This window comes from Rhizobium beringeri (assembly GCF_004306515.1).
Lineage (GTDB): Bacteria > Pseudomonadota > Alphaproteobacteria > Rhizobiales > Rhizobiaceae > Rhizobium > Rhizobium beringeri.
Genome location: NZ_SILG01000002.1, coordinates 220,064 through 235,098 on the forward strand (window position 1 = coordinate 220,064; position 15,035 = coordinate 235,098).

The 15,035-nt window shown below is 59.8% G+C and carries 13 protein-coding genes; 2 read left to right on the top strand and 11 right to left on the bottom strand.

The genetic code is table 11. From position 1 onward, the window contains the following. Positions 1 to 59 precede the first annotated feature (59 nt). The 8 genes from ELH03_RS24705 to ELH03_RS24740 form a co-directional block, all read right to left on the bottom strand. A complete protein-coding gene (locus tag ELH03_RS24705) occupies positions 60 to 1,328 on the bottom strand; it encodes an MGH1-like glycoside hydrolase domain-containing protein (protein ID WP_130766844.1) in 1,269 nt (422 codons plus the stop codon). Positions 1,329 to 1,347: 19 nt separating this feature from the next. Further along, on the bottom strand, positions 1,348 to 2,406 hold the full coding sequence (locus ELH03_RS24710) for an ABC transporter ATP-binding protein (protein ID WP_128403288.1): 1,059 nt from the start codon (positions 2,404 to 2,406) through the stop codon (positions 1,348 to 1,350). A gap of 13 nt (positions 2,407 to 2,419) precedes the next feature. Further along, complete coding sequence (locus ELH03_RS24715) at positions 2,420 to 3,277, bottom strand: carbohydrate ABC transporter permease (protein ID WP_027686319.1); 858 nt, start codon at positions 3,275 to 3,277, stop codon at positions 2,420 to 2,422. Next, positions 3,274 to 4,125 carry a carbohydrate ABC transporter permease gene (locus ELH03_RS24720; RefSeq protein ID WP_063475756.1) on the bottom strand — a complete coding sequence of 284 codons (852 nt, stop codon included), beginning with the start codon at positions 4,123 to 4,125 and terminating at the stop codon, positions 3,274 to 3,276. Before ELH03_RS24720 ends, ELH03_RS24715 begins: the two co-directional genes overlap by 4 nt. A 72-nt stretch (positions 4,126 to 4,197) precedes the next feature. Beyond that, the gene (locus ELH03_RS24725) at positions 4,198 to 5,472 is read right to left on the bottom strand and encodes an ABC transporter substrate-binding protein (protein WP_130766845.1); all 1,275 of its coding nucleotides are present in this window, start codon (positions 5,470 to 5,472) and stop codon (positions 4,198 to 4,200) included. A gap of 43 nt (positions 5,473 to 5,515) precedes the next feature. Further along, entirely contained in the window at positions 5,516 to 6,526 is a 1,011-nt protein-coding gene (locus ELH03_RS24730) for a LacI family DNA-binding transcriptional regulator (RefSeq protein ID WP_130806815.1), read from the bottom strand. Positions 6,527 to 6,673: 147 nt separating this feature from the next. After that, on the bottom strand, positions 6,674 to 6,997 hold the full coding sequence (locus tag ELH03_RS24735; RefSeq protein WP_027686323.1) for an antibiotic biosynthesis monooxygenase family protein: 324 nt from the start codon (positions 6,995 to 6,997) through the stop codon (positions 6,674 to 6,676). A 174-nt stretch (positions 6,998 to 7,171) separates the two neighbouring features. Beyond that, positions 7,172 to 8,707: a sensor histidine kinase gene (locus ELH03_RS24740; protein WP_128411025.1), complete on the bottom strand. Its 1,536-nt coding sequence runs from the start codon at positions 8,705 to 8,707 to the stop codon at positions 7,172 to 7,174. A gap of 367 nt (positions 8,708 to 9,074) precedes the next feature. Here ELH03_RS24740 and ELH03_RS24745 point away from each other — a divergent pair, with 367 nt between their 5' ends. Together ELH03_RS24745 and ELH03_RS24750 are read left to right on the top strand one after the other, a co-directional pair. Then, positions 9,075 to 10,889, top strand: a complete 1,815-nt coding sequence (locus tag ELH03_RS24745) for a putative bifunctional diguanylate cyclase/phosphodiesterase (RefSeq protein ID WP_128403291.1) — start codon at positions 9,075 to 9,077, stop codon at positions 10,887 to 10,889. Positions 10,890 to 10,976: 87 nt separating this feature from the next. After that, entirely contained in the window at positions 10,977 to 11,936 is a 960-nt protein-coding gene (locus ELH03_RS24750; protein ID WP_348630540.1) for an HD-GYP domain-containing protein, read from the top strand. Positions 11,937 to 12,019: 83 nt separating this feature from the next. On the opposite strand, the gene ELH03_RS24755 is transcribed toward ELH03_RS24750, so the two are convergent. From ELH03_RS24755 to ELH03_RS24765, 3 genes are all read right to left on the bottom strand, one after another. Continuing rightward, positions 12,020 to 12,766 (bottom strand): GntR family transcriptional regulator, encoded by a 747-nt coding sequence (locus tag ELH03_RS24755; RefSeq protein WP_130766959.1) that lies wholly within the window; start codon positions 12,764 to 12,766, stop codon positions 12,020 to 12,022. Between the two features lie 172 nt (positions 12,767 to 12,938). Beyond that, complete coding sequence (locus ELH03_RS24760) at positions 12,939 to 14,069, bottom strand: sugar phosphate isomerase/epimerase family protein (protein WP_128403293.1); 1,131 nt, start codon at positions 14,067 to 14,069, stop codon at positions 12,939 to 12,941. 88 nt (positions 14,070 to 14,157) lie between these two features. After that, on the bottom strand, positions 14,158 to 15,030 hold the full coding sequence (locus ELH03_RS24765) for an amino acid ABC transporter permease (RefSeq protein WP_130766846.1): 873 nt from the start codon (positions 15,028 to 15,030) through the stop codon (positions 14,158 to 14,160). Positions 15,031 to 15,035 lie beyond the last annotated feature (5 nt).

Consider the following 15,035-nt stretch of genomic DNA (forward strand, 5'->3'; position numbering starts at 1 on the left):
CGACCTTGAGCGGTTAAGCCAATCGCAGAAAACGGCTTAAGTTGGGCGCGGCTCCACGCTCAGGCAAGGACTCTGCCTCGCTCAAGCCACAGATAGGCGGCAGCTGTCCAGGAAAAGCCGAGGCCACCGCAGCCTTGGCCGGTGACCGGGTCGAAATATTCGGCGAAACCTTCCGTTTCGATCGCTGCGATGGTGGATTGCCGCAGCTCTTCGGCGACATCCGCGTGGCCATTGCGCTTCAATCCGTCGATCAGAAGCCAGTTGATGATGGCCCAGGCGGGGCCGCGCCAGTAACGCTTCGGCTCCCAACTGGCGATGCCCGGCTTCGTCGTCGGAAAGGCGACCTTGAGATCCTTGGACCAGACCTTCATTTCCGAAACCAGCGCGTCGGCAACCTGCTTGCCGAGATCCAGCGAGAGGAGGGGGATGAAACCGGCTTGCGTTGCGGCTTCGACATCTTCGCCGGAGATCAAGTCTCGCGAGACGAAGCGAGCGAGGTCCGGCCGCCATTGGGCCATCATCGCCTTGCGAGTGCGGTTGTTGAAGGCAGCGATCTCGATCGCGTCCTCGGTTTGGTCGAACAGGCGGGCAAGGTGCTCTAGGTCTTCGCCGGCCTTGAGCAGGATGGCGGTCGTCTGGATCTCGGCGACCTTGAAGGACGCCTTTTCCCATTGTTTCGCCGGATCCCAGCCACAGGCGGCATAGGTATCGACGAGATGGATGAAGCGGCGGTAATCCTCGTCGCGCGGACGCATGTCGGCATCGACATGGCCGGTATCCTTGCGCAAGACGGGGGTATCGGTGGTGGTGGGTACACGAGCGAGCGCGATGTCCCAGGCGGGAGAATTGTCGCTGCCGCTTTCCCAGGGATGCAGCAGCGCGACAAGTCCGGTGCCATTGGGATCGCGGGCGGAATACCACCAGCGGTGCCATCTCAGCGCCGCCTCGTAGAGGGGCAGGGTGCGGGCTTCGGCACCCTTGCCGGCGGCTTCATGCAGCTTGCGCAGCGCGATCGCAAAGACCGGCGGCTGGGTTATGCCGGAGGTCGCGATCGTGTGCTTCGTGCGCCAAACGTTCGGTCCCGGGAAATAGGTTTCGCTTGGTGCGTGAAAGAGGATATGCGGGATCATCCCGTCCGCCCACTGGCCCTCGACCAGCCGTTCCAGCTCGCGATAGGCGCGATCGATATCGTAGAGCGCGAAACCCATGGCGACGAAGGCGGAATCCCAGTTCCACTGGAAGGGATAGAGCCGGTCTGTCGGCACCGTATAGCCGCCGCGATCGTTCGCGGCGAGAATGCGCTTCGCCTGGTCGATATGCATATTCATTTCGGGTACTCCGGTATTCTTAGGCCAAAACGGCCGGAAAGGACTTGCCGCTTTCAGGCGAAAGCCAGGTGATGCGCTTCTGGTCAAGCTTCAGACCGATCGTGTCGCCGCTCTTTACGGTTTCCGAGGCCGGCAGGATGACGCGCACCGGCTGGTCGTGGATCGAGCCGGTCAGAAGCAGGTGCGAGCCCATCGGTTCGGCAACGCGTACCCTCATTTCGAGACCCTGCGGCAGCGGCGCGAGTTCGACGGCCTCGCCACGCAGGCCGAGGATTACTTGATTGCCGGACCCTTGCGGCGCGGCAAACTGCTCGGTGCCTGCCGCCACCTGGCTGTTCGTGACCGGCACCTTGATGAAGTTCATTGGCGGGTTGCCGATGAAGCCGCCGACGAAACGTGTCGCCGGGTGGTTGTAGATTTCGACCGGATGGCCGACCTGCTCGATCACGCCGCCATGCATGACGGCGATGCGGTCGGAAAGGCCCATGGCTTCGGTCTGGTCGTGAGTGACGTAGATCGTCGTGGTCCCCGCCGATTGCAGCACGGTCTTGAGTTCGGTGCGCATTTCGAGGCGGAGCAGCGCGTCGAGGTTCGAAAGCGGTTCGTCCATCAGGAGAACCTTCGGTTCGACGGCAAGGGCACGAGCGACCGCGACGCGCTGGCGCTGGCCGCCGGAAAGCTTGTTCGGGTAGCGGTCGAGATATTGCTCGATATGCAGGAGGCCGGCGGCCTTCTCGACCTGCGCCTTCACTCTGGCGTCGTCGGCCTTCTGCATCCGCAGCCCGAAGGCGACGTTCTCATAGACCGTCATGTGCGGAAAGACGGCGTAGTTCTGGAAGACCATCGCAAGGCCGCGATCTTTGGGAGGCAAGCCGATCACCGACTTGTCGCCGATACGGACATCTCCCGATGTTGCAGTCTCGAGGCCGGCGATGATGCGCAGCAGCGTGGTCTTGCCGCAGCCGGACGGACCGAGCAGCGAGACGAATTCGCCGTCGTTGATCGTCAGCGAAACCTCTTTCAGCGCCTGGAAGGCTCCGAAGCTCTTGCGAATGCGGTCGATGACAATATTGGCCATATCTCTGGTCCCGTTATTTGGAGGAAATGCCCCAGATCGCGAAGAGGTAACGTCTGACCGCGAAGATGAAGACAACCGAGGGAAGGATGAGCATCAGGCCCCCGGCAAAACGGTAATGCATCGGACTTTCCGAAAGCACGGTCAGCAGGTAGGCGGTCAGCGTGCGGTTGCGCACCGTCAGCACCGAGGCAGCAAAGACCTCGTTCCATGAGATGACGAAGGCAAAGACCGCGGTTGCGACGATGCCGGGAAGCGCCAAGGGTGCCACCACCTTGAAGAAGGCCTGGATGCGGGTGCAGCCGAACACCCAGGCGGCTTCCTCCAACTCCTTGGGCACGCCGAGGAAAATCCCTTGCGTGACGAGTGCCGCGAAAGGCAGCGCCAGGACAGTATGGATGAGGCCGACGCCGAGGATCGTGTCGTAGAGGCCGAGCCGGATGAAGGAGACCGTCAGCGGCAGGGCCAGGATCGCCAGCGGGAAGGCGCGGGTCAGCAACACCAGGAGACGGTAGCTGTCCTTGCCGCGGAAATCGTAGCGGGCGAGCGCATAACCGGCCGGCGCGCCGAGCAGGATCGAAAGCGCCACCGTGATGCCTGCCGCACCCAGCGAATTGAGAAAGGACTGGACGACGCCTTCCGTCTTCAGGAAGAGTAAAAAGGGCTCCAGTGAAATGCCGGTGGGAAGGCCGGTTTTCGGCCAGACATAGACGCCCTGGCGACCGCCGAGTGCGCCGAGCGCGACCAGATAGATCGGCACCAGCACCCAGGCACAGAGTGCGGCAATGCCGCTCCAGAGCAGCCAGCGGCGTGAAGAGACGAAGCCGGCGGCTTTGGGTGTGTCCGCGGCCGTGCTGATTGTGTCCGTGGTCATGGCAGGCGCTCCGGATCGACTTTCAAGGCCTTCAGATAGATGAGCGTGGCGGCAAGCGAGATGATCATGATCAGCACCGCATAGGCGGCAGCGACGCTGTAGTTCTGGTTCTGATTCTGCCAGTTGTAGGCCTCGCCGACGAGGACCGGGAAATTGCGCCCGCCGAGCGCATAGACCACCGCGAAGACCTCGAAGGCGAGCACGGTGCGCAGGATGAGCGCCGATTGCAGGGCGGGGCGGATCAGCGGCAGGGTGATGCGCCAGAAGCGCGTCCACGGACCAGCACCGAAGATTTCGGCGGCTTCTTTGAATTCCTTCGGCACCTGGTTGAGACCGGCGACGATGATGACCATGACGATTGCCGTGCCGCGCCAGATTTCGGCAACCGCAATCGCGATGAAGAGCGCGACCGGCGTCTGGTAGGAAAGCCAGCTTGCCTGCCTGCCGATGATACCGAGGCCGAAGAGCAGCGAATTCAGATAGCCGGTATTCTGCAGGATCGACAGCCAGACGAGACCGGCGGCGAGATCGGAAATGCCGAGCGGGATGGTCCAGATCCACAGGATCGTCTCGCGCCCGCGGCCGACCTTGGCGACCATGGTGCCCATGGCAAGCGCAATGGCGATCTGCACCGGCACGACCGCGATCGTCAGCAGGAAGGTGTTCTTCACCGAGCGGGTGAAATTGATGTCGGTTACCATGCGCTCGGCATTCGCAAGCGACGGCGCGCCATTGTCCGAAACCGCCAGCCAGATTGTCTGCACCAGCGGCACGACGAACAGCAGCGCCAGAAAGGCGACGGATGGCAGGATCAGCAGATAGGGGATCCAGGGTCGGCTATTGGTCATCGGCTCCTGCCTCGACGAGCTGAGTGGTGAAGGAGCGCCCGGGCATTTCGCCCGGACGCGTCTCGGGCGGATTTATTCGACCGGGCAGGGGCCGTCGCTTTTGGCATCCGGCGCCCAGCATGCAGCCTTCGTATCGGCCATCAGCTTGGCCATGGTAGCTCCCTGGGTCTTCAGCACGTCTGCAACGGGCTCGTTCTGCAGCACGATGCGCTGGAAACTATCCATGTAGACCTTGTTGAATTCCCCGCCCTTGTCGCCGAGGCCGACCGGGAGCAGCGAGATGACCGCGTCCTTGGACGCCTGGGTGGCCGTGACCGCACCGGCAAGCAGAGCGACGCCGGCGTCGAGATCCGGCGGCAGCTTGACCTTGAGGGTCGGGAAGAAGCCGACCTTGGAGGCGGTCAGAAGCTGCGTGTCCGGCATGGACAGGTGCTCGATGATTTTTTCTGCGCCGGCCTTGTCAGGTGCGCCCTTCGGAATGGCGAGACCCGCGACAACAGGCATGTAGCCGCGGCCCTTCGGACCGGCGGGGGCGGGGAAGACGACATAATCATCCGGTGCGGCGGAAATGGCATTCTTCAGCCGGGCGATATGGTCCCAGGCGACCATGACTTCGCCGGCAGCCAGCGGCTCCTGCATGAAGTCGTAGCTGGTGGAGTTCGGCGTCACATAGGTCCACAGCGTCTTCAGCTTCTCCCAGCCGGCGGCCGCATCGGCACTCTGGAAGGTGCGCACGACACCGCCCGTGAAGGACGGATAGAAATAGCCCTGGAAATAACGCGCCATCAGCCCCTTCGGGCCGGCCGGGAAACCGATCTGCGGCTGGCCCGTCGCCTCCTGCATATTCTTGCCCCACTCGATCAACTGATCGTAGTTCAGCGCGTTCACGTCGGCGCCATCAGGCAGGTATTGCAGCGCTTCCTTCTTGGCGGCCATCACATAGGTCGCCTGCATCCACGGGATGTACTGCTGGGTCGGCTTGCCGAGCTTGCCGAGGTCGAGCAGCGACTGCGGCATGCCGCTTGCTGCCAGCTTCTTGGCGAGATCGTCGAGCGGCTCGAGCGTGTCCTTGTCGGCAAGCGGCGAGAGCTCCCCATGCAGCGCACCGACGAGGCTGACGGTGCGCTTGCCGGCCTGACGTTCGGCCTCCATGCGGACAGCAAACTGCGGCGGCTCCTCGACCACGTAATCAACCGAGCCGACATCCTTCAACAACTCCTCGCGGACGACGGTCGCCTCTTCGATCGGACGAAGCTGAGTGGACACGAAAACCGTCTGGGCAAGCACAGGCGAAGCGAAGGCCAGCACGGTGGAAGCCAGAATTCCAAATGACATGATATGTTTCATCTTTCTCCTCCTTCATTGTTCTTTGTTTGAGATGCACTTCTGTCTATGCCGCCTTGGCGGGACGGCGATGGCTGTCACGATCGACGAATTCGATCGCGTGAAGTTCCTGGAGTTCTTCGGCGGGCTCCCCGCCAATGGCGCGCAGCAGCAGCGAGGCGAAGCTCGCGCCGAGGTTTTCGCCGGTCATGCGCATGGTCGAGAGCGGCGGGCTGGTGAAGGCGCCCATCGGCAGATCGTCATGGCCGACAATGCTGATCTGGTTGCCGCCATCGACCTCGCGCAGCGCCCTCAGCGCCCCGATCGCCATTTCGTCCGTGGCACAGACGAGTGCGGTCGGACGCGATGGTTGACGCAAAACTTCCAGCGCCGCGAGATACCCGCCCTGTTCCAACGGCGCACCTTCGGCGCAGAGGTCGGTGGCAAGGCCGCATTCCTCCATCGCCGCCCGCCAGCCACGGCAGCGGTCATATGCGAAGTAATATTCCTGCGGGCCGGCGATATGACCGATACGGCGGTGGCCGGCGGCATGGAAGCGCAGCGTCGCGGCCCGGAAGCCGGCAAAGCCGTCGCCGTCGATATAGGGATGGGGCAGCAGGCTTTCGGTGCGGCCGTTGGTGACGAAGGGAATGCCGCGCGACTGCAGAAATTCGACGCGCTCGTCCTTCCGCTTGGTACGAACGAGAAGCATGGCGTCGACGCGGCGGCCATCGACGAAGCGGCGGCAAATGTCGAGTTCGCTCTCGCCGCGCGGCACCGGTGCAATCACCAGATTGAGGCCGGCAGCAGCAAGATGTTCGGCACAGCCGGACAACATATCGAGGAAATGCGGAGGACCGATGTGGCCGGGATCGCTTGGCAGCGTGACCGCGACCAGTTCGGCGCGCTGCCTGCGGAGGCGGCGGGCCGAAGCATTCGGCCGGTAGCCGACCTTGTCGGCAGCCTCGCGCACCCGTTCGCGAGTGGCGGCCGACACATCGGCATAACCATCGAGCGCACGCGATACCGTGGTGATCGATAGTCCCAGCGATTGCGCAAGCTGTTTGAGATTGGCCAAGATCTTCCTCCCGAAGTGAGAAAAAGATTCTCCAAAACGTTTTGGGAGTCAAGCCAAAACGTTTTGGATTTCGTGTCGACGTCGCGGGTATGATCTTCCAAGACGAGCAGAGGCGTCACGGAGATGTGTGAAGGGGCGGGGGTATTTTCAGCGCAGCCTGGGCGGGACCACTATCTTGTGTATCTGGATACGCTCGGGAAGTTCGCAAAGCAGTTCTGCGTCCCGCTCCAGATGATGAACCTGCTGTGGATCGCCTTTCGTAAACGCGGTCATCGATTTCATGTCGGCCCAGTAGGAGATCGTCGTGAACCATGTCTCATCCTCACGATCTTCGCGCAACAGTTGAACGTCGAGTGCTGTCTTTAGCAGTGGAGGAATTCCCTCGGCGCGGTTGTAGGCTTCATACTCATCAGCGAGTTCCGGCTTCGTGCGGCCACGCCAGATACGAGCTATGGTTGGAACTTTCGTCATTTTCTGCTCCCAGTGACATCTGAATTGAGCAAGCCGACGGCGAGGAAATCCCGCACCAGCGGCAGGGTGCCTGGAAAATGTGTCGCCCCAAGCCCGATGAAAAGTGCCCCCGATGCAGCGGAGATAACCGAAGGCTTGCTTTGGGCAGGGACGTGGCTTCGAATTAACTCTCGCTCAATCGGTAAGCTTGAGTGTTGCCGTAAACTGCGTCCCTTCCAGGCGATTGTACCTCGCCTCGCCATGCAGTTGATTTACGAAGGCTTTGATCAGCCGCGTCCCCATCCCGGCGCTGTCCGATCGGCCATCAAATCCAATCCCGTCGTCAGCGACGGTAAGTTGGGATTCCTCTCCTTCGGTTACGTGCAGCATGACGCGAATGTTTCCGGATGCCCGACCGTCGAACGCGTATTTCATGCTGTTGGCAATCAGCTCGTTGAGCAGGAGGGCAAACGGCGTTGCCTTGTCGGCTGCAATCACGATGTCGTCGATTTCAAAGTCAACGGAAACGGCGCGACCGTGGACATCGACAAGCGTCTTAACGAATGATGGAATGAATTCTCGAGCAGATATTCCGCTAAACTGGTCGAAGCCGTACATCTGCTCGTGAACTGCGGACATTGCAGAGATGCGCTCGTTTAATTTTTGAACGGCCTCCGCTTCAAAACCCTGCAAGCGCAGCAGGGCCATCACCGTCTGCAGGTTGTTCTTCACTCGATGGTGTATTTCGCGCATGAGCGTTTCATTCGATCGCAACGCATCCGCAAGCTGCCTGGTGTGCAATGTGTCCACCTTGATCAGATTCTGAATCCACAATGCGGCGGCAAAAGCGCCGACAAGGGCGAAAGCGACCAACAAAGCCGCAATTTTGGCATCCTCCCAAAAGGGCTGCATGATCACATGGATATCTGCCGAAGCAATGGCCACAAAAGGGGTGCGCTCGAGGATTCGGTATGCGACCAGGCGATCTTCATTGTCGACTGGCGACACGGAGCGATACGTGCCTGATGTCGCCTTCCTCATGTAGTCGGTAAACAGCTTGTGGTTTCGCATATCGACTGGTCCGGCGGGTTCCGGGTATCGGGCGATAAGTTGCCCGTCGCGTCTTATGAAGCTGACAATCGAGTTCTCGCCTATCGCGACCGCGTCCCATATTGGCCTTAGGATGCTCGCGTCGAAGGCAATCACGGCGACGCCGGCGAACACGCCATTTCGTTCGAGCCTGCGGCTAAAGACGAATATCTGCCGCTGGGAAAGGCGGCTGATGATCAGCGGGGATGTATATTCGTCAGCACCGTTTCTCAGGCGAACGAAGTAGTCGCGGTCGGTAACGTTGATCGGCCGGATATTGCGATCATTTGAATAGAGCGTTTCTCCATCGGCCCCGATGACGTAAGCAGTCGCCTGAGGAGGAAGGTCATAGACGGCAGCGTCCAGATCGCGCACACGGTCCGGGCCGGGCAAAGATGTACTCGACCCCAGAGCATCGTCAATTCGGTGCAGGGTCTCCCGAGCAAGGGAATTCAACCAATTCGCGTTCGCTGCAACGATTTTGGAAGCGGCGCTGACACGCTCATCGCCCCGGCGAACAGCTGTATCGTAACTGGATATGAGCCAGAGCGACAAGAGGGTGGTCAGTGACAGGAACATCAGCGCGATAATCGCGAGCGATGCTTTGCCTACGGAGCCAACATATTTATCGCCACCGATCATCTTTTAGGCCAATTTCCATTGTGCGGCGACGGCCAGATGGGGACATTGCAACGCATTCCGAACCATATCCGATAAGCTGATTTCTGACTCTCGAAAATTATGCAGTGCTCGCTGACTCGGCGCCCTCAAGAGCACGACTGAGGATTGTATGTTCATAATCATCTTTAGAGAATAACCGTGACATTCGGTCAATCTCACACCGTTGAAAGGAGATCCGAATGGTGGAGAAAACTTTTCGCACGCGAAGCTCGGCACGACGGGTCCTGAACTGATCATCCGGCGTCTATTCGATCAAAATCTAATCAACGGCGTAACCTGATCTGAAAGTCGGTTTGCTAGGGAGGGTCTCCTTCCGGGAAGTGACGTCATGATCCTTGAGTTGCAGAATGCCATTCTGGAAATGATTGCCAAAGGCGAACCGCTTGCGGCAACGATGGAGCAACTTTGCCTCAAGGTTGAGGCCGCCGTTCCTGGGATCATCGCTTCGGTGCTGACGTTCGACGGGAGCCGTCTTCATACACTCGCTGGACCTTCCCTACCGCCTCACTATTCAGCGGCTGTCGACAATCTTGAGGCCGGCCCTCTTGCGGGCTCCTGTGGCGCTGCTGCCTATTTCGGAGAAGCGGTCGTTGTCACCGATATCGAGACTGATCATCGTTGGCAGGACTTCAAATCCCTGGTCCTTCCGCTGGGGTTGAAGGCTTGCTGGTCCAGCCCGATCAAGCGTGGCGAGCGGGTGATTGGTAGCTTCGCCTTCTACTATCGAGACCACCGCGGTCCGAAGGCTGTCGAACGGGACCTTGTCGACGCTTGTGTCCATCTCTGCACAATCGCCATCGATCGCGAAGAACGGGTGATGGAACGTCAGCGGCTGACATACAGCGACGCTTTAACAGGCCTGTCGAATCGCGCTCGTTTCAATCAGCTTCTAGCCGAAGAGCTGCCTCGATCCCGGCGCGCCTGGGGCATCTTGCTGGTGGACATCGACAACTTGAAACTCGTGAACGACACGTTCGGGCACGCAGCCGGCGACGCTTTGATTCAAGTGGTTGCAGACCGGATCGCCGCGACAGCAGGCTCCCAAAACACATTCAGGCTCGGTGGAGATGAGTTTGCTGTCATTGTGTCGGACGACAAAGAGCTTGATCTGAATGCGAGGGCAACCGACATCTTCAAAGCCCTGTCCTCTCCTTCAACGTGCGACGGTCATGTGGTCTTTCCCACCGCGACGATTGGCGGCGCGCTGGCTGAGATGGAAACAAACTCTGACCAGATCCGCCAGAACGCCGATGTGGCGCTCTATCATGCGAAAGAACACAACCGCGGCCGGTACGTGCAACACTATCCCGGCCTAGGCACCGCCCTGACCCGACGCTTCAGGGCGGTTCGCGATGTGGGCGTCGCCCTCGAAGACGATCGGATCGACGCGCATTACCAGCCGATATTGCGCCTGGATACTCGCGAAATTGTGGGTTTCGAAGCCTTGTGTCGAATGACCACGCCTTCCGGCGAAATCATAGCCGCAGCGCATTTCCATGAGGCGACGAAAGACGCGCATATTGCTGCTGAGCTGACCCAACGGATGTTGCTGAGGGTCGCGAGGGACATCCGTAGCTGGCTCGCCCGGGGCCTTCCTCTCCAACATGTCGGCATCAACCTGTCCGCCGCAGATTTTCGTGGCGGTAATCTGCAAGACAGGCTGTGCCGCATTTTCGTGGAAGCAGAGGTTCCTCTTAAGCACATCATCCTCGAAGTGACGGAATCGGTTTATCTCGGACAACGGGACTATGTCGTAGCGAACGAGATAAAGGCTCTCCGGTCCAAGGGGTTACTGGTTGCCCTCGACGACTTTGGCACGGGCTACGCGTCTTTGACCCACCTGCTGACGGTGCCGGTCGACATCATCAAGATCGACAAGTCATTCATCGATCGCATGGTCCCGGGCGACGCGGGGACTTTCATCATCGAGGGCCTGATCGGAATAGCTGAGAAGCTGGGAATCCGGGTTGTCGCAGAGGGGATTGAAACAGAATCCCAAGCTGCTCAGTTGAGCCAGCTCGGCTGCAAGCTCGGACAAGGCTATCTGTTTTCGAAAGCAGTCGATCGAACGGTTGCCGCAGCCATTTTAGAGCAGCATGGACAACGGCCCAACAAAGACAAGACCCGTGCCGGAGCCCTGTAGCCTCCTTGAGTGAGGTTTTCACGCTCGGGCCAGCCCGGATACCTGAGACAACGCATGAGTACCAAGATCATTTTGAACGGATCAGATATGCGAAAACGGATACATGTCAGCCAATTGCGGGTCGGAATGTATGTCGAGGACGTCGAAATTGAGGGAGAAGACAGGACACGCCGGTTCAAGCCGTTCCTGATCTCGGCAGCCGGTGAGGTCGAGAGTTTGATGTCAAGCCGCCTAATGACTGTCGTGATCGACGTCGGAAAAGGCGCGGATGTCGACCCGGGTGCGCCACAGGACATCGACCGGGCTGCGTTTGACGCCCAGCTTCGTGCCGTGTTTTCGGCGAGGGATATCAAGCAGGCGAGGGAATGCGTAGAGGATACGAGACCACAGATCCGCCAAATGCTTGCCCATGCCAGGATCAAAGCCTCTTTTGCCAGCGATGCGGCAAGCTCAGCTGTCGAGCGGATCATGTCGGCAGCCTTCGAGAATGCCGGTGCGCTGATCGCAGTCGCGAAGCTGAAGGAAAAAGATGAGCTGACGTTCCTCCACTCGCTGGCGGTTAGCGCGCTTATGATCACCCTAGGGCGCAGCCTCGGTCATGGAGAAGAGGAGGTACGGGTCCTGGGACTGGGTGGACTGGTTCACGATCTTGGCAAAATGGCGCTGCCGGACGAAATTTTGACGAAACCCGGTAAGCTGACGGCCGAGGAAATGGATCTTGTGCGCGGGCACCCTCAGCGGGGATATGAGCTGATTTCTCATGTCGCGCATGTTCCGAAGCAGGTGCTCGACATTTGTCGCTACCACCACGAAAAGTTCGACGGCTCTGGCTATCCTGGTCGGCTCGCCGGAAAGAAGATCCCTTACGTAGCCCGGCTTGCGGCGATTTGTGACGTTTACGAAGCGTTGACCACAATCAGGCCGTATAAGCGCGCCTTCTCACAAGCGGAGGCGATCAACATGATGATGAATTCGCCGGGCCATTTCGATAGCCAGCTTCTTTCCGCATTCGTGTCAAAAATGGTGATCAGCGGCACGCTCCACTAGAGCCGTCATTGCAGGACGACGCGTCGTACCGGCCAAGGCGAACATTGATGGCCATTCACTTATTCGGGGGGCGACGTTCGAAACTACGAGAAGTTCTCCAGGACAGCCAAGAACGTATGCCGATCACCGTGTCCTTCGGTGAGCCGTACGCGGCCCTCGATATCGGCCAGGTGATGGTCCATTAGTTGCTTAGCCTTCGCCAGGTCCTTGGCCTTCAGCGCCGCCACGATCATTCGGTGGTGGTCTGCGCCGCAGTCGTCCTTACGCTCTTCTTCGTACAAGGACATGACGAGGGACAGGCGAGCGACGATCTTCGAGAGCATTTCCGTCAAGACAGGATTTCCGGCGGTTTCGGCGAGTACGATATGAAATTTGCCAGACAAAACCGTCTTGGATTTCTCATCACCATGGTGATGGATGTGCTCTTCTTCGTCGGTCAGTTTTTGCAGGGCATCGAGCTGTTCGGCCGTTGCCCGTGCAATAACGAGTTCCAGCAGAAGTCCTTCAAGTTTTCGGCGGGCTTCGAACAGGTTCTTGGCCTGGGCAATGCTGGGTTCGGCAACAAAAGTGCCGCGGTTTCTCTTTCGCTCCAGGAGGTGATCACTTTCGAGAACACCGAGCGCGCCGCGTACGACCGTGCGACTAACGCCAAAATGCTCCGCGATCGCCTCCTCCAGGATTTTCGTGCCCGGCTTTAAGGCGCCCTCGCCGATAGCTGCCGCCAGCGTGGCGCGAATGCGCTCGGAGACGTCGTCGTTGTTGTCGGCGCTATCGGCCGCCCCAATGGACGCGGACGGCGTCTTTACGCTTTGACGGCGCGTTTTCCTTATTGCCTTCACCACTTCAAGCCTCGGTATGTTTTGCGTCCAGTTACTCGTGTACCGAATATCCATTCGTTGTAATTATTTCTATAAGAATGTTTCTGCGCAACCACTGCATTTTGTCAGAAATCCCCATTGAAGGCGCCGACGAAAGTCTCCGCCCGCGCGCTGTCTTCGAAGGCTAGGCTGCCTTTTGTTCTTTTGCCGGCGGGGACAAGGCAATACCCTTTTCGGCGCAAATAGCCTCGATGTGGCGGGCCGACTGCTTGATGAAACCAATCGCCTCATTGAAGCCGTAGGATTGCGTCTCATAGGTCGGGTAGCCGTAGCGGCGGCTCTCATAAGCTTCCCAGTCGAGAACCGCTCCTGAGGCGACCCGCTTTTCATAGGCATCCACCATCGCCATGTAGGCCGCAAGTTCATCGGCCGTCAGGTCCGGGTGGCCAGCTCGCCAGACCGGATCGTCGATCTCGATGCACTGGCGCGGATTGGCCTTGCGAGGCTTGTCGGCGACAGACTGGGCGACTTCCAGCGACAGGTTCAGCGTGGGGTTGGCCTCCGCAAGAATAGGAAGGATGGCGGCGAAATCGACGATGCCGCCGCCGACGGGTCTGGTCTGGAAATCGAGACCACCCGGAGCGCGCCCGACATAGGCATCCTTGATATGGGTCTGGCGGATATGGGGAGCCAGGCGCTTGGCGGCGAAGACCGGATGCTCGCCCCGCTGCAGTCCGTTTGCCGTGTCGAAGACGACGCCGACGCAATCTGCGCCGACCTTCTCGATCAATCGCAGGATCTCGAAGGACGTGATCTCGTCATGGGTTTCGATGTTCATATGCGCGCCATTGGCGCGGGCGACGGGAGCCAGCTTCCGGAGGACCTTTTCCATCCCGGACAGCTGCTCTTCCCAGGTCACGTCGGTGCGGAAGCGGTCATTGGCCAGCCTGCCGCGATATTCGCTCTTGAAATTGCCCGGAGCAACCCAGAGTTCATGGCAGCCGATCGCGGCACTCGCCTCGATCATGCGCGTGAAACCGGCAATGATATCGCCGCCGCCGGCGGCCCGGAGCGCCGGTTCCTCGGCGCTGCAATAGGGATTGATCTTGCCGATGCCGCTTTCGAGATAGAGGCCAAGGTCGTCGGCCTTCGCCCTGATCTCGCGCAGTAGGCCGCTGTCGAGGTCGGGGCTCATGTCCAGCGCCGTACTGAAGAAGATGCCTGCGAGCCCAAGTTCCTTGACGTGATCAAGGCTTGCCATCGGCCCCCGCTTCTTCGCCTCAGGCAGCTTTATGCTGTCGATTCCCAATTTCATGTCATGCTCCTCTGTTGTTTCCTGACGGCGCGCGCTGCACTGGCGACCCCTTCGTTGTTGATCTCAATTCACCTCGGTGGATCCGCGATCACGCCCGTCCGGGAGCGCGAGGCTTCTCTGCTGTCCGGCCTTTCGGAACGAGACTCTTTTCGAGATAGTGCTGGCCTATGGATGCGACAGTCGTGATGGCGAGGTACCAGATCGAAGCGACGAACAGCAGTTCGATGACCAGGAAGTTCCGGGCGTAGATCGCCTGGGCCTGGGTCAGCAGATCCTGCATACCGATGACCGAGACGATGGCACTGGCCTTCAGCATGCCGATGGCCTGGTTCCCCGTCGGCGGCACGATGATACGCGTAGCCTGGGGCATGATGACGGTGAAAAAAGTCTGTGTCTTTTTCAGCCCGAGCGCCGTGGCCGCTTCGCGCTGGCCGCGATCGACCGCAACCAGGCCACCGCGGATGATCTCCGACATGTTTGCAGCTTCGTGCAGCCCGAGTGCGAGAAAGCCGGCCAGGGCCGGTGTCACCAGATCGTTGATCGAAATGGTGAAGCTTCCCATCCCGACCTGCGGGATGAAGAGGGCGATATTGAACCAGAAGAAGATCTGGACAATCAGCGGCACGCCGCGAAACCACCAGACGAAGCCGGCGGCGATCACCTTGAGAACCGGATTCTGGCTCGTCGCCATCAGCGCCAGCAGGCATCCGAGCACGATGCCGAACACCATGGCGCCTGCCGTCAGTTCAAGCGTCAGCAGCACGCCGCGCAGGATCGAAGGATCCGCCAGATAGCGGGGGATCTCGGACCACTGGATGCTCTGGCTCTGCCCGACGACGAGCGCGAAGAAGGCCAGCGCTGAAATCGCGATGGCACCGGTTGCGATCTGCCCCCAACGCATCGTTCTTCCGACCGATGGCGCAAGGGAGAGCGATATGGGTGACGCTTGAAACAGGGCCATCGGCG